The sequence below is a fragment of the Gordonia sp. DT219 genome, assembly GCF_049847065.1.
Taxonomy (GTDB): Bacteria; Actinomycetota; Actinomycetes; order Mycobacteriales; family Mycobacteriaceae; genus Gordonia.
The window spans coordinates 47,623-72,911 of record NZ_JBNCNR010000006.1; the positions used below are offsets into that span (position 1 = coordinate 47,623).

At 67.5% G+C, this 25,289-nt stretch carries 27 protein-coding genes; 22 read left to right on the forward strand and 5 right to left on the reverse strand.

Going from position 1 to position 25,289, the window contains the following annotated elements:
* The first annotated feature begins 47 nt into the window (after window positions 1-47).
* The 6 genes from rpsM to truA all read left to right on the forward strand — a co-directional run bounded on the left by rpsM (window position 48) and on the right by truA (window position 4,269).
* A complete protein-coding gene (gene rpsM, locus ACPXB3_RS10055) occupies window positions 48-416 on the forward strand; it encodes a 30S ribosomal protein S13 (RefSeq protein WP_425704519.1) in 369 nt (122 codons plus the stop codon).
* The gene (gene rpsK / locus ACPXB3_RS10060) at window positions 416-823 is read left to right on the forward strand and encodes a 30S ribosomal protein S11 (RefSeq protein WP_425727517.1); all 408 of its coding nucleotides are present in this window, start codon (window positions 416-418) and stop codon (window positions 821-823) included. The genes rpsM and rpsK overlap by 1 nt, the downstream gene beginning before the upstream one ends.
* 23 nt (window positions 824-846) lie before the next feature.
* Window positions 847-1,452: a 30S ribosomal protein S4 gene (rpsD, locus tag ACPXB3_RS10065; protein WP_425704521.1), complete on the forward strand. Its 606-nt coding sequence runs from the start codon at window positions 847-849 to the stop codon at window positions 1,450-1,452.
* A gap of 163 nt (window positions 1,453-1,615) precedes the next feature.
* Window positions 1,616-2,668, forward strand: coding sequence for a DNA-directed RNA polymerase subunit alpha (locus ACPXB3_RS10070; RefSeq protein WP_425704522.1), 1,053 nt, complete (start codon window positions 1,616-1,618; stop codon window positions 2,666-2,668).
* A 63-nt stretch (window positions 2,669-2,731) separates the two neighbouring features.
* On the forward strand, window positions 2,732-3,361 hold the full coding sequence (rplQ, locus tag ACPXB3_RS10075) for a 50S ribosomal protein L17 (protein ID WP_425727518.1): 630 nt from the start codon (window positions 2,732-2,734) through the stop codon (window positions 3,359-3,361).
* The gene (gene truA / locus ACPXB3_RS10080; RefSeq protein ID WP_425727568.1) at window positions 3,358-4,269 is read left to right on the forward strand and encodes a tRNA pseudouridine(38-40) synthase TruA; all 912 of its coding nucleotides are present in this window, start codon (window positions 3,358-3,360) and stop codon (window positions 4,267-4,269) included. Before rplQ ends, truA begins: the two co-directional genes overlap by 4 nt.
* 54 nt (window positions 4,270-4,323) lie before the next feature.
* Here the strand turns inward: truA and ACPXB3_RS10085 are convergent, their stop codons facing one another.
* The gene (locus tag ACPXB3_RS10085; protein ID WP_425704524.1) at window positions 4,324-4,851 is read right to left on the reverse strand and encodes a TM2 domain-containing protein; all 528 of its coding nucleotides are present in this window, start codon (window positions 4,849-4,851) and stop codon (window positions 4,324-4,326) included.
* A 185-nt stretch (window positions 4,852-5,036) separates the two neighbouring features.
* Window positions 5,037-6,128 (reverse strand): alpha/beta fold hydrolase, encoded by a 1,092-nt coding sequence (locus tag ACPXB3_RS10090; RefSeq protein ID WP_425727519.1) that lies wholly within the window; start codon window positions 6,126-6,128, stop codon window positions 5,037-5,039.
* 217 nt (window positions 6,129-6,345) lie between these two features.
* Between ACPXB3_RS10090 and ACPXB3_RS10095 the strand changes: the two genes are divergently transcribed.
* Window positions 6,346-6,999: a DedA family protein gene (locus tag ACPXB3_RS10095; protein ID WP_425727520.1), complete on the forward strand. Its 654-nt coding sequence runs from the start codon at window positions 6,346-6,348 to the stop codon at window positions 6,997-6,999.
* 17 nt (window positions 7,000-7,016) lie between these two features.
* On the opposite strand, the gene ACPXB3_RS10100 is transcribed toward ACPXB3_RS10095, so the two are convergent.
* Window positions 7,017-8,465, reverse strand: coding sequence for an AAA family ATPase (locus ACPXB3_RS10100; RefSeq protein WP_425727521.1), 1,449 nt, complete (start codon window positions 8,463-8,465; stop codon window positions 7,017-7,019).
* A 536-nt stretch (window positions 8,466-9,001) separates the two neighbouring features.
* Between ACPXB3_RS10100 and ACPXB3_RS10105 the strand changes: the two genes are divergently transcribed.
* The 12 genes from ACPXB3_RS10105 (at window position 9,002) to ahcY (ending at window position 19,209) form a co-directional block, all read left to right on the forward strand.
* Complete coding sequence (locus ACPXB3_RS10105; RefSeq protein WP_425704528.1) at window positions 9,002-9,349, forward strand: hypothetical protein; 348 nt, start codon at window positions 9,002-9,004, stop codon at window positions 9,347-9,349.
* A gap of 7 nt (window positions 9,350-9,356) precedes the next feature.
* A complete protein-coding gene (locus tag ACPXB3_RS10110) occupies window positions 9,357-9,710 on the forward strand; it encodes a YbaB/EbfC family DNA-binding protein (RefSeq protein ID WP_425704529.1) in 354 nt (117 codons plus the stop codon).
* Window positions 9,711-9,872: 162 nt separating this feature from the next.
* Window positions 9,873-10,181 (forward strand): type VII secretion target, encoded by a 309-nt coding sequence (locus ACPXB3_RS10115; RefSeq protein ID WP_425704530.1) that lies wholly within the window; start codon window positions 9,873-9,875, stop codon window positions 10,179-10,181.
* A gap of 47 nt (window positions 10,182-10,228) precedes the next feature.
* Window positions 10,229-11,518, forward strand: coding sequence for a hypothetical protein (locus tag ACPXB3_RS10120; RefSeq protein ID WP_425727569.1), 1,290 nt, complete (start codon window positions 10,229-10,231; stop codon window positions 11,516-11,518).
* Window positions 11,519-11,582: 64 nt separating this feature from the next.
* On the forward strand, window positions 11,583-11,903 hold the full coding sequence (locus ACPXB3_RS10125; RefSeq protein ID WP_425704531.1) for a PE family protein: 321 nt from the start codon (window positions 11,583-11,585) through the stop codon (window positions 11,901-11,903).
* A gap of 127 nt (window positions 11,904-12,030) precedes the next feature.
* On the forward strand, window positions 12,031-13,017 hold the full coding sequence (locus tag ACPXB3_RS10130) for a PPE domain-containing protein (RefSeq protein WP_425704532.1): 987 nt from the start codon (window positions 12,031-12,033) through the stop codon (window positions 13,015-13,017).
* Window positions 13,014-13,880 (forward strand): ESX secretion-associated protein EspG, encoded by an 867-nt coding sequence (locus ACPXB3_RS10135; protein ID WP_425704533.1) that lies wholly within the window; start codon window positions 13,014-13,016, stop codon window positions 13,878-13,880. The genes ACPXB3_RS10130 and ACPXB3_RS10135 overlap by 4 nt, the downstream gene beginning before the upstream one ends.
* A gap of 50 nt (window positions 13,881-13,930) precedes the next feature.
* Window positions 13,931-14,248, forward strand: a complete 318-nt coding sequence (locus ACPXB3_RS10140) for a WXG100 family type VII secretion target (protein WP_425704534.1) — start codon at window positions 13,931-13,933, stop codon at window positions 14,246-14,248.
* A gap of 154 nt (window positions 14,249-14,402) precedes the next feature.
* Complete coding sequence (locus ACPXB3_RS10145; RefSeq protein ID WP_425704535.1) at window positions 14,403-14,705, forward strand: WXG100 family type VII secretion target; 303 nt, start codon at window positions 14,403-14,405, stop codon at window positions 14,703-14,705.
* A 134-nt stretch (window positions 14,706-14,839) separates the two neighbouring features.
* Window positions 14,840-15,787 (forward strand): cation diffusion facilitator family transporter, encoded by a 948-nt coding sequence (locus ACPXB3_RS10150; protein WP_425727522.1) that lies wholly within the window; start codon window positions 14,840-14,842, stop codon window positions 15,785-15,787.
* A gap of 119 nt (window positions 15,788-15,906) precedes the next feature.
* Window positions 15,907-17,460, forward strand: coding sequence for an amino acid permease (locus ACPXB3_RS10155; RefSeq protein WP_425704537.1), 1,554 nt, complete (start codon window positions 15,907-15,909; stop codon window positions 17,458-17,460).
* A gap of 240 nt (window positions 17,461-17,700) precedes the next feature.
* Entirely contained in the window at window positions 17,701-19,209 is a 1,509-nt protein-coding gene (ahcY, locus tag ACPXB3_RS10160; protein WP_425704538.1) for an adenosylhomocysteinase, read from the forward strand.
* Between the two features lie 84 nt (window positions 19,210-19,293).
* Here ahcY and ACPXB3_RS10165 read toward each other — a convergent pair whose 3' ends face one another.
* Complete coding sequence (locus ACPXB3_RS10165) at window positions 19,294-19,866, reverse strand: hypothetical protein (protein WP_425704539.1); 573 nt, start codon at window positions 19,864-19,866, stop codon at window positions 19,294-19,296.
* A gap of 587 nt (window positions 19,867-20,453) precedes the next feature.
* Window positions 20,454-21,092 (reverse strand): dTMP kinase, encoded by a 639-nt coding sequence (locus ACPXB3_RS10170; protein ID WP_425704540.1) that lies wholly within the window; start codon window positions 21,090-21,092, stop codon window positions 20,454-20,456.
* Window positions 21,093-21,189: 97 nt separating this feature from the next.
* Here ACPXB3_RS10170 and mtrA point away from each other — a divergent pair, with 97 nt between their 5' ends.
* Genes mtrA through lpqB form a run of 3 tightly spaced genes read left to right on the forward strand, consistent with a single transcriptional unit; the run spans window position 21,190 to window position 25,287 of the window.
* Entirely contained in the window at window positions 21,190-21,876 is a 687-nt protein-coding gene (gene mtrA, locus ACPXB3_RS10175; RefSeq protein WP_425704653.1) for an MtrAB system response regulator MtrA, read from the forward strand.
* Entirely contained in the window at window positions 21,873-23,540 is a 1,668-nt protein-coding gene (gene mtrB / locus ACPXB3_RS10180; protein WP_425704541.1) for an MtrAB system histidine kinase MtrB, read from the forward strand. The genes mtrA and mtrB overlap by 4 nt, the downstream gene beginning before the upstream one ends.
* Entirely contained in the window at window positions 23,530-25,287 is a 1,758-nt protein-coding gene (gene lpqB / locus ACPXB3_RS10185; protein WP_425704542.1) for an MtrAB system accessory lipoprotein LpqB, read from the forward strand. Before mtrB ends, lpqB begins: the two co-directional genes overlap by 11 nt.
* Window positions 25,288-25,289: the final 2 nt, after the last annotated feature.

Genomic DNA, 25,289 nt, shown 5'->3' on the forward strand with positions numbered 1-25,289 from the left:
CGGGACGGACCGGGAGAAGACCTCTGAGAAGTAAAGGAAACCGCCACATGGCACGTGTTGCTGGTGTGGATCTCCCCCGCGAGAAGCGGCTGGAGATCGCACTGACCTACATCTATGGAGTTGGTCGCACCACCTCCAAAGAGATTCTTGACGGCACCGGGCTCAGCCCCGACCTGCGCGCCAAGGATCTCACCGACGCAGACGTCGCGAAACTGCGTGAGTACATCGAAGCCTCGGTGAGGGTCGAGGGTGACCTGCGCCGCGAGGTGCAGGCCGACATCCGTCGCAAGATCGAGATCGGCTGCTACCAGGGCCTGCGCCACCGTCGTGGCCTGCCCGTCCGTGGACAGCGCACCAAGACCAATGCCCGCACTCGCAAGGGCCCGAAGAAGACCATCGCCGGGAAGAAGAAGTAATGCCTCCGAAGTCACGTAGCGCAGGCCCCAAGAAGGGCACTCGCCGTCGCGATAAGAAGAACGTCCCGCACGGCAACGCACACATCAAGTCGACGTTCAACAACACCATCGTCTCCATCACCGACCCCAGCGGCAATGTCATCAGCTGGGCATCGTCGGGACACGTCGGGTTCAAGGGCTCGCGCAAGAGCACCCCGTTCGCAGCCCAGCTCGCGGCCGAGAACGCCGCGCGCAAGGCCGCCGAGCACGGCGTCAAGAAGGTCGATGTATTCGTCAAGGGACCGGGCTCGGGTCGTGAGACCGCGATCCGGTCGCTGCAGGCCGCCGGCCTCGAGGTCGGCACCATCTCCGATGTCACCCCGCAGCCGCACAACGGTTGCCGTCCGCCCAAGCGGCGTCGGGTCTAGCGGGAAAGGGAGGAACTAGAAAAATGGCACGTTATACCGGCCCCGCCACAAAGAAGTCCCGTCGTCTGCGCGTCGACCTCGTCGGAGGCGACCAGGCGTTCGAGCGTCGCCCCTATCCGCCCGGCCAGCACGGTCGCGCGCGGATCAAGGAGAGCGAATACCTGCTGCAGCTCCAGGAGAAGCAGAAGGCCCGTTTCAGCTACGGCGTGCTCGAGAAGCAGTTCCGTCGCTACTACGAGGAAGCCAACCGCCGCAGCGGCAAGACCGGTGACGAGTTGCTGCGCATCCTCGAGACGCGTCTGGACAACGTCGTCTATCGCGCAGGCATCGCCCGCACGCGTCGTCAGGCACGCCAGATGGTCAACCACGGCCACTTCACCGTCAACGGTGTGAAGGTCGATGTGCCCAGCTACCGCGTCGGCCAGTACGACATCATCGATGTCCGGCCGAAGTCGCTGCAGACCACTCCGTTCCAGATCGCCAAGGAGCTCGTCGGCGATCGTCCGGTCCCGGGCTGGTTGCAGGTGGTTCCGTCGACGCTGCGCATCCTCGTGCACAACGTGCCCGAGCGCGCGCAGATCGATGTTCCGCTCACCGAGCAGCTCATCGTCGAGTTCTACTCGAAGTAGTCCTCGCACGGGGGCTCCGCCCCCCGTGTCCCCCGGAAGGCCCGCGTTGTTGCGTTTGGGCGGACCGGGGGATCGGGAAACCAGCAAAGCCAAGCAGCACCACTGCTGCTCGGTCCACTTCTAGGCCGTCATATAGCGGTCGGCCATAGGGAGAAATCCAAGAATGCTCATCTCACAGCGACCCACACTGACCGAGGAGATCATTGCCGAGGACCGGTCGAAGTTCGTCATCGAACCGCTCGAGCCCGGCTTCGGCTACACCCTCGGCAACTCGTTGCGCCGTACCCTGCTCAGCTCGATCCCGGGTGCTGCGATCACCAGCATCCGCATCGACGGAGTGCTCCACGAGTTCACCACCGTCCCGGGAGTCAAGGAAGACGTCACCGACATCATCCTGAACCTCAAGGGCCTCGTGGTCGGCTCCGAAGAGGACGAGCCGGTCACCATGTACGTGCGTAAGCAGGGTCCGGGCACCGTCACCGGCGCCGACATCGTGCCCCCCGCCGGTGTCACCGTGCACAATCCGGATCTGCACATCGCCACCCTGAACGACAAGGGCAAGCTCGAGATCGAGCTCGTCGTCGAGCGGGGCCGCGGCTATGTGCCTGCCGTGCAGAACAAGGCGTCGGGAGCCGAGATCGGCCGCATCCCCGTCGACTCGATCTACTCGCCGGTGCTCAAGGTGACCTACAAGGTCGAGGCCACCCGTGTCGAGCAGCGCACCGACTTCGATCGGCTCGTGCTCGATGTGGAGACCAAGAATTCGATCAGTGCGCGTGACGCGCTGGCGTCGGCGGGCAAGACCCTGGTCGAGCTGTTCGGGCTGGCCCGGGAGCTCAACGTCGAGGCCGAGGGCATCGAGATCGGGCCCAGCCCGGCCGAGGCCGATCACATCGCGTCGTTCAGCCTGCCGATCGAGGATCTCGACCTGACGGTTCGGTCCTACAACTGCCTCAAGCGCGAGGGCGTGCACACCGTCGGCGAGCTGGTGGCGCGGACGGAGTCGGATCTGCTCGACATCCGTAACTTCGGGCAGAAGTCGATCGACGAGGTGAAGGTCAAGCTGCACGCTCTGGGCCTGGCCCTCAAGGACAGCCCGGCGAGCTTTGACCCGTCGCAGGTGGCCGGATATGACCCGGCGACCGGAACGTGGTCGGACGACGTGTCGTTCGACGGTGATACCGGTGAGGATTTCGCAGAGACCGAGCAGCTGTAGTCGCTGCGCGCCAACCCTGACTTCTTCCATCGTGCGATGGGAGAGTCCTTCTAGGAGAAGACAATGCCCAAGCCCACAAAGGGTACCCGCCTCGGCGGGTCGGCGAGCCACCAGAAGGCGATCCTGGCGAACCTCGCCACCTCGCTCTTCGAGCACCGCCGCATCACCACCACGGAGGCCAAGGCCAAGCGCCTGCGTCCGTACGCCGAGAAACTGATCACCCACGCCAAGACCGGCAAGCTGGCCAACCGCCGTGAGGTGCTCAAGGTCATCCGCGACAAGGACATCGTGCATGTCCTGTTCGAGGAGATCGGCCCTAGCTTCGCCGATCGCGATGGTGGCTACACCCGCATCATCAAGACGCTGCCGCGTAAGGGCGACAATGCCCCGATGGCCGTGATCGAACTCGTCACCGGGTCGACTGCGTCCACCGAGGCCGATCGCGCCACCCGCGTCGCCGCGTCGCGCAAGGCCGCCGATGACCAGCTCGCCGGCACCGAGGCCGCCGTTACCGAGCCCGCCGACGGGAACGTCGTCGAGGCGGTCGAGGCCGGCGCCGACGACACCGAGAAGGCCAACGCCGAGGCCGTGGCCGAGGCCGTCGACGAGGAGTCGACGGCTGCGACCGTCGCCGACGCCGAAGCCGAAGGTGCCGACGTGGACAGCTCGACCGAGAAGAAGTCGGACGACTGAGCCGCACATCGCCGCACGAACCCGCCGCCACCGATACCGGTGACGGCGGGTTCGTTCGTCTCCGATTCGACGTCGGTTACGACGGAACGGGTTTCGCGGGCTGGGCGCGCCAGGTCGATCAGCGCAGCGTCTGCGGAACCATCGAGGACGCGCTCGCCACGGTGCTGCGGGTGCCGGTCCGGCTGACCGTTGCCGGGCGTACCGATGCCGGTGTGCATGCGACCGGACAGGTCTGCCATGCCGACATCCCACGATCGGCACTGGCCACCCGCAGCCTCGGTGGCGACCCCGATCCGCTGGTCGGCAGGCTCGCGAAGATGTTGCCGGACGATGTCCGGATCAAGACGGCCACGCCGGTCAGTGCGCACTTCGATGCACGCTTCTCGGCGCTGCGCCGCCACTACCGCTACCGGCTCGCCGACGCGCGCTTCGGGGCCGAGCCGACGCTGGCGCGCATCACCGCGACGTGGCGGCGTCCGCTCGACGTCGGCGCGATGAATGCGGCATCGCAGAAGTTGGTGGGGCTCAACGACTTCGCGGCGTTTTGCCGCCGCCGCGAGGGTGCGACCACCATTCGCGATCTCCAGTGCTTGCACTGGGATCGCGATGCCGATGGGGTGCTGATCGGTGAGGTGAGCGCGGATGCTTTCTGCTGGTCGATGGTGCGCTCGCTGGTCGGCGCGGTGGCTTGCGTCGGTGACGGCCGCCGCGACGTCGACTGGTGTGCGGCGCTGTTGACCGAGCGCGCACGCAGCAGTCAGGTGCCGGTCGCGCAGGCCCGCGGACTGTGCCTCGTCGGGGTCGACTATCCCGCCGACGACGAACTCGCGGCCCGCAACACCGTCACGCGCGACGTGCGGCGTGGCGTGGAGTCGGGACCGGTGGGCGAGGGCTGTTGCGGCGACTGACCCTCGCGCGCCGGCCGGCACGAATCACCGGCCGGCGCATCGGGGTCGGCGGGATCAGTCGCGCAGTTTGCGGCCCTGCGGGTCGCGGACGCTGCCGGTGAACATCCGGATGGCGTCGACGAGGATCCAGATGCCGACGCCGAGGGCCACCAGCCAGCCGAGGAGCATGATGAGCACGCCGAAGGCGGCACCGCCCCCGGAGTTGCCGCCGGCGGACACGCCGATGACGATGAAGCCCACGATGATCAGCAGCCAGGCACCGATATTGGCGCACAACTGAATTGCGGCGGTCTTGGTGTCGCCGAGATAGAAACGGCCGGCCGCGAAGCCGCCGAGGAACAGTTGCAGGAGACCGGCGGTCATCTTGCTCTTGTCCGACAACGGTTCGCCGGTGACCGGGTCGACGTTGAAACTGCCGTAGCCGGGTGCGCTGCCGTAGCCCGGGTACGGGGCCGGGACGGGCTGGGCGCCGTAGGGTTGTGAACCGTAGCCGGGCTGGGAGCCGAAGCCGGGTGCCTGCGCCGCGCCATAGGGCTGCTGACCTGGGGTGCCGTTGTTGCCTGGGTATTGCGGGTAGCTCATGCCGAACATGCTCTCACGGTTGTGTGCAGCGCGGGTAGCGACGTCGTCCCCTCGACCGACCCCGCGGTCCGACCCCCGCGGTCCGCCCCCGCGGTCCGAACCCCGCGGTCCGAACCCCGCAGTCCGCCCCCGCAGTCCGCCCCCGCGGCGGTCCGGGCCCGCAGCCGCTTCAGTCGGGCATTACCTCAGGTGGCGCTGCGCTCGTTCTCCATCGCTTCGAGCACCGCTCCGACGGTCTGCTCGTCACCGACGAACTCCTCGGCTCGGGCACCGCCGGTGGACATCAGGTACCGCCAGTTCTGTGGATCGAACACCACTGGTGTGGTGCGCTCCAGGAAGCCGGTCACCACCTGGACGAATCGCTCGGGATCGTCGTGGAACGGGAAGTGACCTGCCCCGTCGAAGGTGGCCAGCTCCGAATGCGGAATCGCGGCATGCCCGATCAGCGCATGGTCGTAGGGGATGACGGTGTCGAACTCGCCCCACACGAACAGGATCGGTAGCCGCTCGGTCAGATAACAGCGATCGAGCATCGTCACCGCCTGCCCGCGCCAGTCCACCACTGCGCGCAGCGTTCGGACGAACGCCGCCGAGGCGTGCGGGTCGGTCAGGTCGCCGAGTACGCGCAGCAGATCCTCATGGTCGTTGAGCGCTCGCCGCGGCGAGATGCCCGTCGGGACACCGGGGACATGGGGCAGGGAGACCAGCGTCCGGGCGATCCCATTGAGTGTGGGCATCACGCCGGGGATGCGCAGCAATGTGAGCGCATCGCTGACCCCAGGCAGGGTGACGAGGCGTAGCGCGGGATTGACCTCACGTGTCACGCCGCCGGCAGCGACCAGGACGAGTCGTTCGACGAATCGCGGGAACTGATAGCAGAACTGCATCGCGACACCGCCACCGAGCGAATGCCCGACGACCGTCACCTTGGTGATGCCGAGGACGACGAGCAGATCACGCATGCCGTTGGCGAAGGCGGGCACCGAGTAGTCCGCGCGTGGTTTGTCCGAGCGACCGTGCCCGAGCAGATCGGGTGCGATCACGGTGTAGCGCTGGGCGAGCATCGGGATGATCTCCTTCCACGTGGAGGAGTTGTCGCCGATGCCATGGATCAGCAGCAATGCCGGTCCGTGGCCGGCGATCCGATAGGCGCGGCGGTAGCCGTGAATCGTGTGGTACTCGATGCGGACGTCGGTGTCGGAGACCGGACGCAGCTTGGGCGTGGCCGAACCGGACGTCGGCCGGCCGGGAGTGGAGGGAGGCTGGGTTGCGGACACGGTCGACTCCTTGCGATCACGCCACAGTGAGATCTGGGCTGCGGTGGGGTGGTGCGGTGCCCGGTCCGGGCCTCGTGGGGCGCACCGCCCGCATGTTTACCTCCGAGTAAACCCCACCGGGACGCAATTCGTCCGGCATGTTGCATCGAGTTAACCTTGCGCCGGCACCGCTGCCGGCCGACGACCACCGCTCGCGAAGCCCCTAGGGTGGACGGCGATGAACCCCTTCCACGTCGACTCATTTCTCGCCACCGGCGGCCTTGTCGGTCTGTGCGTGCTCATGTTCATCGAGACCGGCCTTTTGATCGGATTCGTCTTTCCCGGTGATTCGCTGTTGTTCACCGCCGGAGTGCTTGCTGCGCAGCCGAATCCGTTCGCCGACGTGTGGTGGTTGTGCGTGGTGGTGCCGTTGGCGGCCGCGTTGGGGGACCAAAGCGGCTACTTCATCGGTCGTCGCGTGGGCCGCTCGGTCATCGAGGGGCGGATGATGCGCGCGGTCGGCCCGGAATACGTCGATCGCACGCATCGCTTCTTCCGGCGCTACGGCGCACTGACCGTGTTCTTCGGCCGGTTCATCGGCGTGGTCCGGACTCTGACGCCCCTGGTCGCCGGCTTCAGCGGGATGGGCCACCGGGTGTTCACGCTGTGCTCGCTGCTCGGCAGTGTCCTGTGGGCGTCGGGGCTGATCCTGGCCGGCTACTTTCTCGGGCACGTGCCCCTGATCCGCGACCACCTGGAGGTGTTCGTCATCGCTTCGATGCTCACGATCATCATCCCGATGGCCGTCGGGATCACCCGTCGGTGGCTGGCGAATCGTGGCAACCGCGCCCGGGAGGCCGACCGCCCGCCGGGTGGCGGGGAGGTCGAGTGAGCCCGGGACGGGGAACCTCAGCTGTAGAACGGCTCCTCACGACGCCCGGGTGTCGTCGCGAACTCGTCGGCGATGGCCGCGGCCAATTCGACGAAAGCATGTCGGGTCGGTTTGCTCACGAGTTCGAGGTCGACGTCGGCGCCCTCGGCGAGATGATCGTCGAACGGAATCGTCTGCACCGCACGGCATCGCGTGAGGAAGTGCTGGCCGAGTTGATCGGTGTCGATGGTCGACGATCCGGGCCGTGACGAACTGAGCACCACGACGGCCCGCGACACAAGGTGCGCGTGACCGTGGGCCTCGAGCCAATCCAGGGTGGCTGCCGCGCTGCGGGCGCCGTCGAGTGCGGGGGAGGACACGAGGATGATCGCGTTCGCGAGATCGAGCACTCCGTTCATCGCCGAGTGGCTTAGGCCGGTGCCGCAGTCGGTGATGATGATGTTGTAGAACCGCTGGAGAATGGTGATGACACCGCGGTACTCCTCCTCGCTGAATGCCTCGGCCATCGCCGGATCACGTTCGGAGGCAAGGACCTCCAGGCGTGACGGCGCTTGAGAGGTATGGGCGCGGACATCGCTGTAGCGGTACACGTTGTCGTCGGCGAGCAGATTGCGGACGGTGGACGCCGTCTGTTGCGGGATACGCTGGGACAACGTACCGAGATCAGGATTCGCGTCGACCGCGATCACCCGGTCGCCGCGCAGAGAGGCGAAGGTCGATCCCAAACCCACTGTCGTGGTGGTCTTTCCGACGCCGCCCTTCAAGGACAGCACCGCGATGCGGTAGTCGCCGCGGACCGGCCGGCGTAGTCGCTCGAGTAACTGCTGATACCGGACCTCGGTCGCCGAGTCGCCAGGGTTGATGGTTCCCGCCGAGATCGTGTGCACTGCACGGCGCCAACCGCGATTGGGTGGCCGACGTGCCTTGCGCAGCAACGCGACCTCGTCGAGGGCGGGTCCGGACTGATGCTCGGGTGGCCCGAAGCCGGTGGGCTGACCGAAACCGGCGGGCGGACCGAAGTCGGCGGCCTGCCCGAAACCGGACTGGGCCGCGGGAGGCGCGTATCCGTTCGGCGGCTGATGGTCGAACTCATTGGGGGCGTATCCATTTGGTGGATACGGTGGCGCCTGCGGGTCCGATGTCGGCGGGGCCGGCGGGTACGGACCGGGGTGCTGAACCGGTTCGTGCGCCCGAGGTTGCGGGACCGGAAATGGAGCAGCCGGATCGGGTGCTCCCGGAACCGATGGATACCCATGCGTCGGTGGATGCAGTGCTGGGCCCCTGAACTCAGGAGTGGCGAACTCGGGAGTGGCGAACTCGGGAGTGGCGAACTCGGGAGTGGCCTGCTCGGGAGTGACCTGCGGCGGCGTGGGCGCGGCTGCGGTGGCGGACGGAAAAGCCGCGTCGGCGTCTGGCGCCGACCCGGCCTGCGGCGCGAACTGCAACCACGGTGGGGTCGGCGGCATCTCGGAACCCTCCTGATTGCCGGCACCCGGTTGGTATCCGGGACCCTGTTGGTCCGCGGGGCCCTGTTGGTCCGCGGGGCCCTGACTCCCGGTGGTCGAGTCCCCGGTGTTGTCGTACATCATCGCTCTACTCCCCGTACGTATGGTCCCATCGTGGCCTGCGCCTCTGCGCTGTGGCACCGCGCGTCCGCCGGTTCGGCAGTCTACCCATGAGCGACCGATCGTGACCGGTCACCTCGGGTTCCGCCACCGCTCGCGCGCCGCCGGGGAACGTGATGGGCAGCTCGTCGCCGACACCGCGGATGGCCGCAATCGATGCACGACCGGATTCCCTGCTCGACGGACCTGTGCGGACAAACCGGACAATTGGTGTGATATGTGGCATCATCTGATCTCACGATCGGCGGGGTCACCGGTGACGGCGTCAAGACAATTTTTCCCTTTTTGGTGGAACCAGGGCGGGACCCACTGCGTCAAACAAGGCATCGGTCACACAAGAGCATCGGTCACATACGGGCACGGGTGGGGGAAACGAAATGAACAGTGGACATCTCGGTATCACAGTCGAGGAGAGCTCGTCGGCCCGCTCGCGCGACGCGGGGGTATCGGTGGTCACCACGTCCACCGGACTGCCGTTGGCGATCAGCATCGATGACGCACGGTTGCGCAAGCATCCGCAGGCCTTGGCCGACGAGGTCTTGCGGCTGTGCAGGCAATCGGCCATGGCATCCGGGATCAGGCTCCGTGCGCGACTTCTGGATGCAGGTACTCCGCCCGAAGTGGTGGAGTCGCTCGGTCTGCCGCGGCCCGATGAGCTGGCAGCAGAGGAACTCCGCGACGATCACGGGTCCGACGCTCCGGTGTCCTGGCTGCGATCGGTGTGAGGACGCGATGAACCCGGCCATGGACGAACTGGAATCACGAGCGGCCACCCAGTTGGGAAGGCTGCACGACTTCGCCGATGGGCTCGCGCGGATACGGGTACGCGAGACCTCTGCCGATGATCTGATCACCGTCGAGGTGGACGGGTCCGGTGCGATGACAGGACTGTGGTTCGCCGACGGGGCCAACGAACTCGGTGGCGCGCGGCTCGGATCGGCGACCGTTGCGACCGCCATGCTCGCCGCGCAGCGGGCGTTCGCCGGGCGAGCGGCACTGACCGAGGACTTCACTGCGTCGTTCGCCGAGCTGGTGGAGTCGCCGGCCGCCGACGGTGGCAGCGCGGTGAGGACAGCACCGCTGTGAGGGCAGCAGCGCCGTGAGGGGCAACCCCCGCGGTGAGGACAACAGCGTGCTCACCGACCCTTACGCCGGGTTTCAGGACGCCGGGTTCGTAGGCCGCCGGGGATGTAGGACGCGGGGATGTAAGACGAACAGCACTCGATTTTTCATGATGAGGGGGAGGCCATGAATCACGTGACGGTGACGCCGGAGGTCCTGGAGGGCTTCGCTGCGACCAACGCCGCGATCGGCACGGCGGTTGCTGCCGCCGGATCGGTCGACGCCGCCGCGAACACGGCGGTGATGATTCCGGTGTTCGGTCTGATCGGCCAGGAATTCCTGGCGGCGTTCATCACCGCCCAGGCCAACCATCTGCTGGCGGTGGGCAATCTGGCGGCCGTTCATGCGGCGACCGCGGCAAGCGCGCTCGGCGGGCTGGCCGAGTTCGAGTCCGTCGACGCCGCGGCGGCCGCGAGACTGCGGTCGGTCCGGTGACCGCACAGTCGTCCTCCGCGCCACCCGACGTCCCGGCGCTGACCGAGATGTCGGTCAACGATCTGATCGCGGCGACTCCGCTGGGGCCGATACTCGATCGGCCGGTCGGCGAGGTCCTGGCCGGACTGGGTCTCGGGCCACTGCCGGAATTTCCGCCGCTACCACCGCTTCCGGGGCTGCCACCGCTTCCGGTCATCGACGTCGGACTGCTGGTGAAGCCGATCACCGACCTGCTCGGTGGATTCGGCACGGGCGAATTGTCCACGGCGGACTTCGACCCCACCATGATCTTCCAGGGCTTGTCCACGGTGCTCGATACCTCGATGTCGATGGCTCAGGGGGCGATGCAGATCGCCGATGAACTGTGGAGCGGGCAGAGTACCGTGTCGGCGGTCGCCAAGACCGGAGCGGCGAGTGTCAACAGCGGACAGCTCGCGGTACAGGGCAGTGGCATGTCCTTCGACATCCAGGCAGCCGCCGGCATCGTTGCCGCCGGACTGGCGGTCCTGCAGGCGATCCTTGCCGCGACGATCGCCAAGATCACCGCGGCGATCACCTTGACCGGACCGGCAGCGCTCCCGCTCACGGTCAGCCTCGCCGGTCTCGGGCTTTCCGAGGCGACCGCGGCCGTCGCGGCCACCCGTGCCCAATTGCTTGCGCCCACAACACACATGGCGATCAACGGCGCTCCGGTTCCGGTCACGAATGCGCCTACGGGCACTGCCGGCGCCGGCCCGTCCCCGTTCGCTCTGGCCGGCACGATCCTCGAGGCCATGGCGCCGGTGGTATCGGCGGCCACCGAGGTCCCGTCAATGCTCACCGCGCCACTGCAAGAGATGCTCGCGGCTGACGGCGCCGCCGTCCGTCCGGCCGCCTACGTCGCACCCGATACCGGCGGATCCGGCCCAGCGGGTCCCGGTGGTGGTCCGGCCGGGCTCGGCATGGTGGGAGTGGGCGCCGGCGTTCGCGGGGGCGGTGGTGGACTCGGTGCGGTCGCCGCACCGCTCGGCTCGGCGCGACCATCGGTGCCGGTCTCCGGCGCGACCGAACCGGCCGGCTTCACCCCTGGTACGAGCCCGCGTACGGCCACCGCCGCGGCGGCCCCGATGCCGGCCTCGATGGCCCCGGTGGCGGCGGCCGGGGCCGCGCGGGGTGCCGGGACCGCCGATGAGGCATACGAGGTACCCGACTATCTCGTGACCGAGGGCAACGGACATCACATGGTCGGTGTCGTCTCGGGTGTGGCGCCGGCGGTATTCGGTGCCGACCCGGTCGCCGAGGTCGGCCCCCACACCGACATCGAGTTACGGCTCGCTCCGCCCGGACCCACACCATGATCGGCGATCGCCGGCCTCGTCGCCGCCAGTTCGCGCAACCACTCACCCACCATCGGAGACAGCGATGACACAGCCGCACCCGGCACCCCGGAATCTCGATGTGGACACCGATGAATTGGCCAGGGCCGCAGCCGATCTCGAACGTCTGGCGCTCTCGCTCGAGGGGACGCTCGCCCGGCTGGTTTCGGCCACCCGCGTGGTGGCGTCGGGCCGCGACGAGGTGTCGGCGGCGGTCGCGACCTCGGCGACCGAGGGAGCCGCCCGGTTCGGGGGCGATGCGTATTCGGGCGTATCCCGATTACGCAACGTCGCGGCGACATTGCGAGCCCAGGCGGGCGGCTTCGATGCCGCAGACGAGCACGCCGCGACGCGCCTGCGCGACTGATTCGGATCGCGCCGCGACCCGGCCGGAACCACCTATCGCGGCCGTCGGCATCACAACCACCGGTCACAACCACCACCGGGTCATGAGCACGGAATAGGCGAACACGACAGAGATGGGAGGAGCATCGATGACGGGATTCACCGCGGTCAGGTGGGAGGCACGTACCAGCCGCCGCCTTGCCGGCGATCTGTACGCGGGACCGGGCGCGGCGCCCCTCGCGGATGCGGCGATGGCGTGGACTTCGCTGGCCGGCGAGTTCGCCGGCGCGGCAATCGAATACGCATCGGCTCTGGCCCGGTTGCGGGTCCATTGGCGCTCCGAGGCTTCGTCGATCGCCTTGGATCGACTCGCCGGCCTGGTCGGGTGGCTCACCGAGATGGCGGCGCAGGCGACGGCCGCCGCGGCGATGACCGAAGCGCAGTCGCTCGCCGTGACGGTGGCGCGCCTGGCGATGCCCGATCCGGCCGAGGTCGACCTCGTCGACGGTCTGGCCCACGCGGCGTCGGTGACTGCCTCGGTGATCCCGATCGCCGGCGGCGCGGCCGCATATGCCGAGCGTGCTGTCCACGACCAGCGGCTGCGCGCCGCACAGGTGATGGCGGCCTACGAGAGCGCCTCCGAACCGGTCGCTCGGCCCTGGCATACCGTCGGCCACGCGCCGGAGCTGATCCCCGAACAGTTCCCGGCGACGTCGAAACATGGCCCAGGACAAGTAGAGACGGTCGCCGAGTCGCCATCGCCGCAGCCCGGTGCCGGGATCGCGGTGCCGACCGTGCTGACCGCATCGGCCGGTCCGCGCGGCTCGTATACGCCGACGATGCCGGCATCGGCACCTGCGGCCACGACCCCGGCGCCACCGAACGCGCCCGCCCCCTCGGTGTCGCCGGTTTCCCCGACGGTGCCGCCACCGATGTCGTCGATGATCCCTGCCGGCGATCGAGGAATGCAGCGGGTCGACGCACCGGCCGGCGACGCAGAGGCCGTCGAGGCGCAGTCGCTTCCGGAGAACTGGGCCGAGGTGGCCGTCCACGCCACCGGGCTGGTCGATGCCACCGCACTCGACACCAGGTACGTGCACCAGCGCCTGACGCTCGACGGCGGGGGAATGCCATGATCGCCACCACCACCGCACCCCGGCATCTCGAGCCCGCGGCGCTGCGCAGACTCGGTGAGCTGTGCGGCATCACCACCTGGCCCGTGGTCCTCGACCTCTGGCCGGTCGACGACGACGAAACCGCTCATGCCCATTCCGCGGCCGCCCTGGACCGAGTGCTCGATCAGTGCGGCGTGCTCACCGCCGGAGCACCCACGGTCTGGACCGACACCGTCCTGTCCGTACTCGCCCGTCCCGATCACGAGCTCGAGATACGCAGGTTCGCAAGCGGTTCGGTGGTACGCGCCACTCTCGCGCGGCGCGGGCACGACCACGTGCTCGCGGTCCGCGATGGCGAGGTGATCGAGTTGCAGGTCCTCGACGTCGTCGACGCCGGCACACTCGGCGCGGTCGTCCGGCGGTTGTGCGGGCCGCACCCACCCATGGACTTCGGCGAGGTGAGCGTCCCCACCCGCGAACTCGGTGAACGCTTCGGAACCTGTACCGACGCCGCGGCGGTGACCGCGGCCTTGCGTTCGTGGGGTGCCACCCCGTCCGACGCCGTCCGCGTGGCCGACGCGTTCTACTCGGCCGGCGCGCGATGGGAGATCGTCGCGGCCACGCGAACCGGCGGAACACTCATCCAGACTTCTGGGGCCATCGGCATCATCGATTCAGGCGCAGGCCGGATCCTGATGGGCCTCAGCGCATCTCCCGATGCTCGACTCTGGACCACCATCACCCCGGGCAGCGGATACCGGATCGGTCAGGCCGTCATCCGGCTGATCGAGACGCTGCCCGGGCAGCGGTGGTTCGGCATGAGTGGCGGGATTCCCCGACAACAGCGTCACCGGGGGGAGATCAGCGCCTATCCAGCCGGATAGCGCTTCGGGGGCATCGCCACGTCGGTGCCGAATCTATGAGGAGAAGCACCATGAATCTCGATGGAGCAGTCGATGTCGATATCGCGTCGGGTCAGGCGACGGCGCAATCGGTCTCGCAGATCGTCGACGACATGCAGGCGGTGATCCGTCAGATCGCCAGTGCCGCATCGACTGGGGTCTCCAGTTGGAACGGGCGGGCGTCGAATGCGTTCGACAACACCCATTCCGATTGGAATTCGTCGGCGAGGGCACTCAACACCGCGCTCGACGACATCCGCAATCAGCTGACCGCTGGTTTCGGCGGCTACGAGGACAACGACTCGCAGGCCGCGGGTGGGTTCGGCGGCGCGGGTCCGTTGCGCCTGTAGGTCCGATGCGGGTGGCGGAATCGGCCGCGTCCCGCGACCGCACCGACCGCCGACGTTCGACACATCACCGAAGCGGCACATCACCGTCAATCGACACATCACCGTCAATCGACATATCACCGGCAAATCGACACATCACCGAAAGGAATTCCCCATGTCCGGGAGAATCAAGTACGACTTCGCCGCCCTCGGCGACCTCGAAGGCGGACTGAGCGCGCAGTTCGGCCGTCTCGAAGACCTGGCAGGCCAACTGAAGACGCAGGTGGCCGCGCTCGACGGCAACTGGCGCTCACCCGGGGCCAAACAGGCCTACGATGCCGCCCAACAGAACTGGGACCGCGTGTTCGCGCAGTCGCGGGAACAGCTGCTCGGCATCCAGCGGGGCGTCACGAATGCACGCACCGTCATGAACGAGACCGACTCCTCGATCGCGCGCGGCTTCGGAGGAATGGTCTAGCGTTTTCGTGTTCGGCCTCCGGCGGTCCTGCCGTGGCATCGCCGCCACGGCAGGGCCCGCCACGGGCAGGTTGTCGCTAGAGTTCGGTGTGTTCACCAGCGTGCCGGATTTCCGGCGAATGAGAGGGTCAGCACTTGTCCGCCGAAGGTTCCAAGAAAGCGATCGTCGCCGCGTTATGCGCCAACGGCGGGATCGCCATCGCCAAGTTCGTCGGGTTCGCCATCACCGGCTCCTCGTCGATGCTCGCCGAGGGCGTGCACTCTGTCGCCGACACCGCCAATCAGGGCTTGCTGCTCATCGGCCAGCAACGTGCCGGGCGGCGAGCCGACCGGCTACATCCTTTCGGATATGGGCGTGACCGCTACTTCTACTCGTTCGTCGTCGCGCTCGTCATCTTCGCGCTCGGCTCGCTTTTCGCGCTCTACGAGGGTGTCGAGAAGATGATCCACGCCCACGACCACGGCCTGGAGTCGCCACTTGTCGCAGTGGTCATCCTGCTCGTCGCGATCTGCCTGGAGGGCTACAGCTTCTCGACCGCGGTCCGCGAATCGCGACCTCTCAAGGGTCCGGCGAGTTGGTGGCGATTCATCCGCAACTCACGTAATCCGGAACTGCCGGTCGTCCTGCTCGAGGACTCGGGGGCACTGATCGGTCTGGTCCTCGCGCTCGGCGGCGTCGGCCTGACCATGGCGACCGGTGACCCGATCTGGGACGGCATCGGCACCGTCTGCATCGGCGTGCTGCTCGGCATCATCGCGATCGTGCTCATCGTGGAGATGAAGAGCCTCTTGATCGGTGAGGGCGCCACCGAGAGCGAGCAAGCCGCGATCATGACCGCGCTCACCGCCGACGGCGTCGAGCGCGTCATCCACATCAAGACCCAGTACCTCGGGCCGGAGGAGATGCTCGTCGCGGCGAAGATCGCGATGCCCGCACACGCCGATCTGGCGACCGTCGCCCGAACCATCGACTCCGCCGAGTCGCGGGTGCGCGCCGCGGTGCCGCAGGCCCGGGTGATCTACCTCGAGCCCGACCTGGACCGCGCGGCCGCGGCACCCGTATCCGCGCCGAAAGCCCCGTGAGCCCCGGTCGCGTCGGCTAGCGTCGAGAACACCGCACCTGTCGGCAAACATGCTCGCCGGGACCGCCGTTCGACTCGGCGTCCCGGCGTGTGAGCCCACGAGGAGAGAGGCCGAGGCTGATGGCGAATCCGTTGACCCGGGTCAAATCGGTGGAACAATCGATGGCCGACGCCGATGAGCCCGGACATCGATTGCGCAAGAACCTGACCGCGCTGGATCTGATCGTCTTCGGGGTGTCGGTGGTGATCGGCGCCGGCATCTTCACCGTGACCGCCTCCCAAGCCGGCAACAATGCCGGCCCGGCGATTTCGCTGGCATTCGTCATGGCGGCGATCGCATGCGGCCTCGCCGCGGTCTGTTATGCCGAGTTCGCCTCGGCGGTGCCGGTCGCCGGTTCGGCATACACGTTCGGCTACGCGACCTTCGGGGAGCTCCTGGCGTGGATTCTCGGCTGGGATCTCGTCCTCGAGTTCGCCGTCGGCGCGGCCGTGGTCTCCAAGAGCTGGTCGAGCTATCTGGGAAACTTCCTGCACTCCTTCTTCCCGTCGGTGGACAAGGACGTGCACGCGGTGTCGCTGGGTGGTGGGTGGAGTTTCGACTGGGGTGCGGTCCTCGTCGTCGCCGTCGTCACCGTCCTGCTCGTGATGGGAACCAAGCTGTCGTCCCGGTTCTCGGCCGTCATCACCGCGATCAAGGTGTCGGTGGTGTTGCTGGTGATCATCGTCGGCTTCTTCTACGTCAAGTCGAGCAACTACACACCGTTCGTCCCGCCGTCGGAGGGTGGCGGTGACGCGGCGAAATCCGTTGACTCGTCACTGTTCTCATTGGTCAGCGGCGCCGGTGACACCTCCTACGGCTGGTATGGCGTGCTGGCTGCGGCCTCGATCGTGTTCTTCGCGTTCATCGGTTTCGACGTGGTCGCCACCACCGCCGAGGAGACGCGCAACCCGCGCAAGGACGTGCCGCGCGGCATCTTCGGGTCGCTCGTCATCGTGACGGTGCTCTATGTGCTCGTCACCGTCGTGGTGACCGGCATGGTCAACTACAAACAACTCGCCGGTACCGGCACGGACTCCAAGAACCTCGCCGATGCCTTCGCCCTCAACGGGGTGACCTGGGCGGAGAAGGTGATCGCGATCGGCGCGCTCGCGGGCCTGACGACGGTGGTGATGGTCCTGATCCTGGGCCAGTCCCGGGTGTTGTTCGCGATGTGCCGCGACGGGTTGCTGCCGCGGCCGATGGCCAAGACGAATCCACGATTCGGGACACCGGCCCGGCTGACCATCCTCATCGGAATCGTGGTGGGTGTGGTCGCCGGCTTCTTCCCGATCGACAAGCTCGAGGAGATGGTGAACGTCGGTACGCTGTTCGCGTTCATCGTCGTCGCCGGCGGGGTGATCATCCTGCGGCACACCCGACCTGATCTCCAGCGCGGCTTCACCGTGCCCGGCGGACCGATCATCCCGGTACTCGCGATCGTCGCCTGTTTGTGGCTGATGCTGAATCTGTCGGCGCTGACCTGGATCCGGTTCGTCGTCTGGATGGTGATCGGGGTGGCTGTGTACTTCCTCTACGGCATGCGGCATTCGATGGTCGGCAAACGCGAGCGTGGTGAGGTGCCCGGCGCGGACAACGCCGTGGCCGCCGGTCCGGCGGGCGATCGGGAACTCTGAGCGCATCGACCGGCCGGGAAAGGCCGCACCGGGCAGCGCGCCGGTGACGTCCGATAGCCTGTTCGTCAGGTCTCTTCGTGGTGCCGTCGGTGCGCTGAAGCTTGTGCGTGAAGCCCTGCTCGCCGGCGTGCGACGCGACGAGCCACACCGATTCACCGAGCCACACCGATTCACCGAGCCACACCGATTCACCGAGCCACACCGATTCACCGAGCCACACCGATTCACAAAGGGGACCAGATGACCATGGTGCAGAACGACGCACCGCACGCAGACTCCGTCAACGGCATCGACTTCAAGGTTGCCGATCTGACGTTGGCCGACTTCGGACGCAAGGAGATCGGACTCGCCGAACACGAGATGCCCGGTCTGATGTCGCTGCGGCGTGAATACGCCGAGGTCGCGCCGCTCAAGGGAGCGCGGATTTCGGGTTCGCTGCACATGACGATCCAGACCGCCGTGCTCATCGAGACGCTCGTGGCGCTCGGCGCCGAGGTTCGCTGGGCATCCTGCAACATCTTCTCCACGCAGGATCATGCTGCCGCGGCGGTCGTGGTGGGGCCGCACGGCACCCCCGACGATCCCAAGGGTGTGCCGGTGTTCGCCTGGAAGGGCGAAACCCTCGAAGAGTACTGGTGGGCCGCCGAGCAGATGCTCACCTGGCCCGCCGGCGCCGGGAGCGAAGCGAACGGGTCGGATGAACCGCGCCCCGCCAACATGATCCTCGATGACGGCGGCGACGCCACCATGCTGGTGTTGCGCGGTGCCGAGTTCGAGAAGGCCGGTGTCGTTCCGCCCGCCGACGACAACGATCCCGCCGAATACAAGGTGTTCCTCGAGTTGCTGCGCAACAGCTTCGAGGCCGACAAGAGCAAGTGGTCGACGATCGCCGAGTCGGTTCAGGGCGTCACCGAGGAGACGACGACCGGCGTGCTGCGGCTCTACCAGTTCGCCGCAGCCGGTGAGTTGGTGTTCCCGGCGATCAACGTCAACGATTCGGTCACCAAGAGCAAGTTCGACAACAAGTACGGCACTCGGCACTCGCTGATCGACGGCATCAACCGGGGCACCGACGTCCTGATCGGCGGCAAGAAGGTGCTGATCTGCGGCTACGGTGACGTCGGCAAGGGCTGCGCGGAGTCGCTGTCGGGCCAGGGCGCGCGCGTGCAGGTCACCGAGGTCGACCCGATCAACGCCCTGCAGGCACTGATGGACGGCTTCGACGTGGTCACTGTCGAGGACGCGATCGGCGATGCCGACATCGTCGTCACCTCGACCGGCAACAAGGACATCATCCTGCTCGAACACATGAAGCGGATGAAGAACCAGGCCATCCTCGGCAACATCGGCCACTTCGACAACGAGATCGACATGGCAGGCCTCGAGCGGTCGGGTGCCAAGCGCATCAACATCAAACCGCAGGTCGACCAGTGGGTCTTCGACGACGGCCACTCGATCATCGTGCTCAGCGAAGGCCGTCTGCTCAACCTCGGCAATGCGACCGGGCACCCGTCGTTCGTGATGAGCAACAGCTTCTCCAACCAGGTGATCGCGCAGATCGAGCTGTGGACCAAGAGCGACGAATACGACAACGAGGTGTACCGGCTGCCCAAACACCTCGACGAGAAGGTTGCACGTATTCACGTGGAAGCGCTCGGCGGCACACTGACCAAGCTCACCAAGGAGCAGGCCGAGTACATCAACGTCGACGTCGAGGGACCGTACAAGCCGGAGCATTACCGGTACTGATCTCCGCCGATGTCAAACGTTGCTGCCCCGCTCGCAATCGAGCGGGGCAGCAACGTTTTTCATCCGTGGACGGTGACCCGCCGATCAGGCGGTGACCGCCGGTTCGGCGCCCGGGCAGTAGTACCAGGTGGAGTTCTCGCGCTCGAAGCTCACCGCGTCCTGCTTGCTGCTCGACCGCTGCGGCCCCACCTCGAGGTGGGTCTCGATGGTGGATTGCGCCACGTCGCCGTTGACCGAGGTGACGGCCAATCGTTCGAGGACGAGATTGCCCTGTTCGGTCGGCGCCTGCACCGCCGGGCGGGCCGCGCTGCACACGGCGGCCTGCATCTGGCCGACGTTGCGGGCATTGGCCGCTTCGATGTAGCGCTGCATCGCCGTGGCCAGCGCATATGCGGTCGCCGAACCACCGTCGGGTGCGCCGCCGGCATCCGGCGAGGTGGGCACGCTGGGCGTGCCGGGGTCGGGCGAGGTGGCGATGCCGCCGCCAGGAGTCGGCGTCGTGACGGGATTGCCGTCGGCGACGGTGTTGTCGGCGCTTCCGGTGTTCACCACGATCAGGGTCACGGCCAGTGCCACGATGGCGATCACCGCGAGCACCCCGGCGCCGATCGCGGCCAGCGCACCGTTGTTGCGTGGGCCCTTTTTCGGCGGCGGCATCCCCACATTCGGGGGTGCGCCGAACGGTGGGCCCGCGGCGTACGGCCCCGGTCCGTGGGTCGGGGGGCCGGGCGGTACGAACGGCGCGCGCGGTGGCTGCGACGGGTAAGGCTGTGGTGCGAACGGCTGAACTGAATATGGTTGCGCAGGTACCGGATTCGGGCGCGGTGGCGCCTGGTACGGATGTGCTGCCGGGGCCTGTGTTGGTGCTTGTGACGAGAACTGCTGCACCGCAAGGCTGTTGGGCGAGGATACCGGCGGGATCGGATATGCCGTCGTCGGCGCGTCCGCGCCCGCCGTCATCGTTCGAGTCGGCATCTGACCCGGATCCGGTGTCGGCGCGGCCGGTGCCGGCCCGGACGGTGTCGGATCAGGTGCCGACGGAGTGACGTCCGCAGCGGCCGCGTCCGGTGACTCCGGGGCCGACTCCTGCGGGGGAACGCCACCGCGGGGCGGCGGATAGGTCATATGTTTTCCTCGCGACGTGGGTGCAGCCCAGGCTATCGGACGTTGCTGCACGCCGTCACGAGAGTCATTCAGGCTGTGGATCAATACGGTGGGCGCTGTCGGCGGAGAGGTCGGCGCCCTCAGCGATGCTCGACGAGCAGATCGCCCAGTTCGGCGGGATCGGCGCCGGCCACCTCGCTCCACGGCGATGCCCACCCCGACCGGGCGAGGTCGCGGTACACGGCGTCGACGCTGCGTTGCAGATCGGAATCGCGCTCGTAATGGTCGCGGGGGCGCGACGGATCGTCGGCCGAGCGGGCGCGCGCACGGCGCATCGCGACCTCTGCGGGAACGCCAAGCAACAAGGTGTGGTCGGGGCGGGGCAGACCGAAGCGCCCGAACTCGAGGTCGCGTACCCAGGCGACGACCTCGCCGTCGGCGCCCTGATCGAGGCGGGCGGCGCTATAGGCGGCGTTGGATGCGACGTATCGGTCGGCGACGACGATGTCGTTGGCGTCGAGAGCGGACCGGATCTCCGGTGCCGCGGCTTGACGATCGAGGGCGAACAACAGGGCCATCGCGTAGACGCTGTCACGCAGATCGCCGTGCTCGCCGTGCAGCGATTCGGCGGCGATGTCGGCGAACACCGAACGGTGATAGCGGGGAAAGGCGAACGCGGCCACTGTGAGACCGCCTTCGCGCCAACGCCGCACCAAGCCCGTGACCAGCGTGTTCTTGCCGGCGCCGTCGAGTCCTTCGACGGCGATGAGACGACCCACGATGCGCTCCTGCAATTGCTCGGGCCCGGTGGCAAAGGCGCCCCGGCGCAGACGTCCGGCGCGTCGATCACGCCCGGATGGTCACAACAGTGTCACCATTGTGACCATGAAGCCACGGATCCTCGTCGTCGATGATGACGCGGCGCTCGCCGAAATGCTGACGATCGTGCTGCGCGGCGAGGGGTTCGAGCCGTTCGTGGTGGGTGACGGCACGCAGGCGCTGACCGCGGTCCGCGAGATCCGGCCGGATCTGGTGCTTCTCGATCTCATGCTCCCGGGGATGAACGGTATCGACGTCTGCCGGGTGCTGCGCGCCGATTCGGGTGTCCCGATCGTCATGCTGACCGCCAAGACCGACACCGTCGATGTGGTGCTCGGCCTGGAGTCCGGCGCCGACGACTACATGGTCAAGCCATTCAAGCCGAAGGAACTCGTCGCGCGGGTGCGGGCCCGGTTGCGCCGCACCGACGAGGAGCCCGCCGAACTGTTGTCGATCGGTCCGGTGGAGATCGACGTGCCGGCACACAAGGTCACCCGCGACGGCGTCCCGATCTCGCTGACCCCGCTCGAATTCGACCTGCTCGTCGCGCTGGCCCGCAAGCCGCGGCAGGTGTTCACCCGGGACGTGTTGCTCGAGCAGGTGTGGGGCTACCGGCATCCGGCCGACACTAGACTCGTCAACGTGCATGTTCAGCGATTGCGCGCAAAGGTCGAGACCGATCCGGAGAACCCCGAGATCGTGCTGACGGTGAGGGGGGTCGGCTACAAAGCCGGACCGCCGTGATCGGCCGTAACAGACGACGCGTCAACAGCACCTTCGGACGTCTGTCCCGCACCGCGAGCCGTATCGGTTCGGGCTTTGCCCGGGTCTGGCGGCGCTCGCTGCAGTTGCGGGTCGTGATGTCGACGTTGGTGCTGTCTTTTGTGGTGCTCTTGATTCTCGGGTTCGTGCTGATGAGTCAGATCACCGACCGGTTGCTCGACGTCAAATTGACCGCGGCGACCGAGGAGATCGAGCGGGCCCGGTCGTCGGTGGAGCGCGATCTCGCCGGCGGCGACGGCAACATGTCGATACAGAATCGGCTGCGCCAGACCCGATCGCTGCTGACCGACCGCGACATCGACAGCGGCCAGGCGTCGGGCAACGTCGGCACCTTCGATACGGTGCTCATCGTTCCGGGCCGGGGCGCCGACGGTGCGATAACCGGGGTGGGTCCGGTCTCGGAGATCCCACAGAACCTGCGTGACATGGTGCAGGGCGGTCAGATCGCCTACCAATACTCGTCGGTGGCCAATTCCTCGGGTGGCACCGAGCCCGCACTGATCATCGGCTCGCCGACCAACGCGTCGGTGCCGGGCCTGGAGTTGTACCTCGTGTTCCCGCTGACCACCGAGAACAGCACCGTCGATCTGGTGCGCGGCACGCTGCTGACCGGTGGCGTCGTACTACTGGGATTGCTGGCCGCCATCGCCTGGCTGGTGTCGCGGCAGGTGGTGATCCCGGTGCGGTCGGCCTCGCGCATCGCGGTCCGGTTCGCCGACGGACGGCTCAAGGAACGCATGCCGGTACGTGGCGAGGACGATATGGCGCGGTTGGCGATGTCGTTCAACGACATGGCCGAGAGCCTGTCCAAACAGATCACCCACCTCGAGGAGTTCGGCGGTCTGCAACGACAGTTCACCTCCGATGTCAGCCACGAGTTGCGCACCCCGCTCACCACGGTCCGCATGGCCAGCGACGTCCTCTATGAAGGCCGCGACGAACTCGATCCGGTGCGCCGGCGGTCGGTGGAATTGCTGGACAAAGAACTCGATCGCTTCGAGACACTGCTCAACGAGCTGCTCGAGATCTCCCGCCACGATGCGGGGATGGCCGAACTGGCCGCAGAGCGGATGGACATGGCGATCCCGATCGACGCGGCGTTGTCGACGGTGTCGCATCTGGCGGAGGAGACCGGCACCGAGCTGGTCCTCGATCTGCCGGCCGAGCCGGTTCTCGCCGAGATCGATCCGCGCCGCGTCGAACGCATTCTGCGCAACCTGCTGGCCAACGCGATCGACCACGGCGAACGCAAGCCGGTGACGCTCACCATGCGCTCCGACGGGGATGCGGTCGCGATCACGGTTCGCGACCAGGGCATCGGCCTGCGACCGGGGGAGGAGAAGCTGGTCTTCAACCGGTTCTGGCGTTCGGATCCGTCGCGATTCCGGCGCTCCGGGGGTACCGGGCTGGGGCTGGCGATCAGCATCGAGGACGCGCGGCTGCACCAGGGACGTCTGGAGGCGTGGGGCGAACCCGGCCAGGGAGCCTGTTTCCGGCTGACGTTGCCGCTGATACGCGGCCACAAGGTATTGGGCAGCCCGCTGCCACTGAAGGCGGCGGGGTCGACCAAGGTCAAGACCCTCCCCAAGCCGGTACGTGTGGAAGGGGCAGCCGGTGGTGAGTGATCTCGGACGGACCGGGGCGAGCCGACGTCTGCTGTTGCCGATCCTGTGCGTCATCGCAGCGCTGCTCGCCGCGTGCGGCGGCATCCCCGACGACTCGTTGCCGCAGCCCATCAGTTCCTTTGCGCGGGAGGGCCCGACCAACGCCGTCCCGGCGCCGCAGCCCGACATGGATCCGGAGGCGCTGGTCCGGGCGTACCTCAAGTCCACTGCCGCACCGACCGACGCACATGCGGCCGCCCGCAAATTTCTCACGCCGTCGACCGCGGCACAGTGGGACGAGCGTGGCGACGCCATCATCCTCGATGACATCAACACCTACGTCGATCAACGCAGCCAGACCGCGGTCCGGATGCGACTCGTCGGTGACAACGTCGGCGTCCTGAAGGCCGACGGGCAACTGCTGCCGGCGACCGGGCAGGTCGAGGCGACCCTGACCCTGACCCGGGTCGGCAATCAGTGGCGCATCGACGGCACCCTGCCGGACCGCACGATGATCGACCGCAACCAGTTCGAGGTGAGCTATCGGTCGGCGTCGATGTACTACAGCGACCCCGCCCGCACACATCTGGTACCCGATCCGCGGTGGCTCTACGGCGGCTCGGATTCGGATGCGACGACATTGATGAATACGCTGATCGGCGGACCGGCCGGTGATCTGTCGGCCGGGGTGGATTCGGCACTGCCGACCGGCGCTGCGCTGCATGGTCCGGTGTCCGCCCTGCCCGGTGGTGGGGTGCGCATCGGATTCACCGGCATCGGCAATCTATCCAGCAGGGACCGCAATCTGCTTGCAGCACAGGTCATCTGGACCCTCAACGGGGCTGACATCGGCGGTCCGTACGTCATCGATGCCGACGGCGCACCCCTGGTGGCCGAGCGCGCCGACGGCTGGCAGACCACCGATGTGCGCACCTTCGATCCGAGCGTGCAGCCCACCACCGACGTGGGGCTCAACCTCATCCGCGACGGCGCGTTGCTCAAGGTGATCGACAACGGCACGGCACCGGTGGCCGGTCCGCTGGGTTCGGGTCGGTCGCTGCGGTCGGCGTCGATCTCGGCCGACGGCCGGCGGGTCGCGGCGGTGCTCGCCGGGGACGGGCCGGGCGCACGGCTGAATCTGGCCGTCGGCGACTACGGGGAGGCGCCGGCGACGATCGCATCGGGAGCGTCGGTGACCCGGCCGTCGTTCGGCCCCGACGGCGACACCGTGTGGGCGGTCGTCGACGGCCGCCCCATCGAGTGGCGCCGCGACGATGCCGGCGGGGCCCGGGTCCTCGACGTCGACGCCGGGCAGGTCGGCGCGCTGGTCCGGGGACCGATCACCGAACTGCAGATCGCGCCGGACGGGGTGCGCGCGGCGATGATCGTGGCCGGGCAGGTGGTGTTCGCGGTACTCGCCGCCAACGCCGAAGGGCAGTTGACGCTGGACCAGCCGAAGATGGCGGCATACAACATCGGCAACCGTGCGGTCTCGCTGGATTGGGCCTCGCCGACCACCGTGATGATCGCCCGGGATGCCACCGACTCGCCGGTGGTGCAGGTGTCGATCAGCGGTACGCCGGCGGTCGGCCTGCTCAGCGGCAACGTCTCGCCGCCGGTGACCGCCGTCGTCGCCAACCCGACCACGGTCTACATCGCCGACCAGCGTGGCGTGCTGCGGCTCGGCAGTACGAACGGACAGGCCGACGAGTACTGGACCGAGGTGGAGCCCGCGATGCGGCCGGGCACGATTCCCGTCATCCCCTGAGG

Bases quoted from the DNA above. Each gene is read 5' to 3' on its own strand.
- rpsM (WP_425704519.1), top strand. From the start codon at position 48: ATGGCACGTGTTGCTGGTGTGGATCTCCCCCGCGAGAAGCGGCTGGAG.
- rpsK (WP_425727517.1), top strand. From the start codon at position 416: ATGCCTCCGAAGTCACGTAGCGCAGGCCCCAAGAAGGGCACTCGCCGT.
- rpsD (WP_425704521.1), top strand. From the start codon at position 847: ATGGCACGTTATACCGGCCCCGCCACAAAGAAGTCCCGTCGTCTGCGC.
- ACPXB3_RS10070 (WP_425704522.1), top strand. From the start codon at position 1,616: ATGCTCATCTCACAGCGACCCACACTGACCGAGGAGATCATTGCCGAG.
- rplQ (WP_425727518.1), top strand. From the start codon at position 2,732: ATGCCCAAGCCCACAAAGGGTACCCGCCTCGGCGGGTCGGCGAGCCAC.
- ACPXB3_RS10085 (WP_425704524.1), bottom strand. From the start codon at position 4,851: ATGAGCTACCCGCAATACCCAGGCAACAACGGCACCCCAGGTCAGCAG.
- ACPXB3_RS10095 (WP_425727520.1), top strand. From the start codon at position 6,346: ATGAACCCCTTCCACGTCGACTCATTTCTCGCCACCGGCGGCCTTGTC.
- ACPXB3_RS10100 (WP_425727521.1), bottom strand. From the start codon at position 8,465: ATGCCGCCGACCCCACCGTGGTTGCAGTTCGCGCCGCAGGCCGGGTCG.
- ACPXB3_RS10105 (WP_425704528.1), top strand. From the start codon at position 9,002: ATGAACAGTGGACATCTCGGTATCACAGTCGAGGAGAGCTCGTCGGCC.
- ACPXB3_RS10110 (WP_425704529.1), top strand. From the start codon at position 9,357: ATGAACCCGGCCATGGACGAACTGGAATCACGAGCGGCCACCCAGTTG.
- ACPXB3_RS10115 (WP_425704530.1), top strand. From the start codon at position 9,873: ATGAATCACGTGACGGTGACGCCGGAGGTCCTGGAGGGCTTCGCTGCG.
- ACPXB3_RS10120 (WP_425727569.1), top strand. From the start codon at position 10,229: ATGTCGGTCAACGATCTGATCGCGGCGACTCCGCTGGGGCCGATACTC.
- ACPXB3_RS10125 (WP_425704531.1), top strand. From the start codon at position 11,583: ATGACACAGCCGCACCCGGCACCCCGGAATCTCGATGTGGACACCGAT.
- ACPXB3_RS10130 (WP_425704532.1), top strand. From the start codon at position 12,031: ATGACGGGATTCACCGCGGTCAGGTGGGAGGCACGTACCAGCCGCCGC.
- ACPXB3_RS10135 (WP_425704533.1), top strand. From the start codon at position 13,014: ATGATCGCCACCACCACCGCACCCCGGCATCTCGAGCCCGCGGCGCTG.
- ACPXB3_RS10140 (WP_425704534.1), top strand. From the start codon at position 13,931: ATGAATCTCGATGGAGCAGTCGATGTCGATATCGCGTCGGGTCAGGCG.
- ACPXB3_RS10145 (WP_425704535.1), top strand. From the start codon at position 14,403: ATGTCCGGGAGAATCAAGTACGACTTCGCCGCCCTCGGCGACCTCGAA.
- ACPXB3_RS10155 (WP_425704537.1), top strand. From the start codon at position 15,907: ATGGCGAATCCGTTGACCCGGGTCAAATCGGTGGAACAATCGATGGCC.
- ahcY (WP_425704538.1), top strand. From the start codon at position 17,701: ATGACCATGGTGCAGAACGACGCACCGCACGCAGACTCCGTCAACGGC.
- ACPXB3_RS10165 (WP_425704539.1), bottom strand. From the start codon at position 19,866: ATGCCGCCGCCGAAAAAGGGCCCACGCAACAACGGTGCGCTGGCCGCG.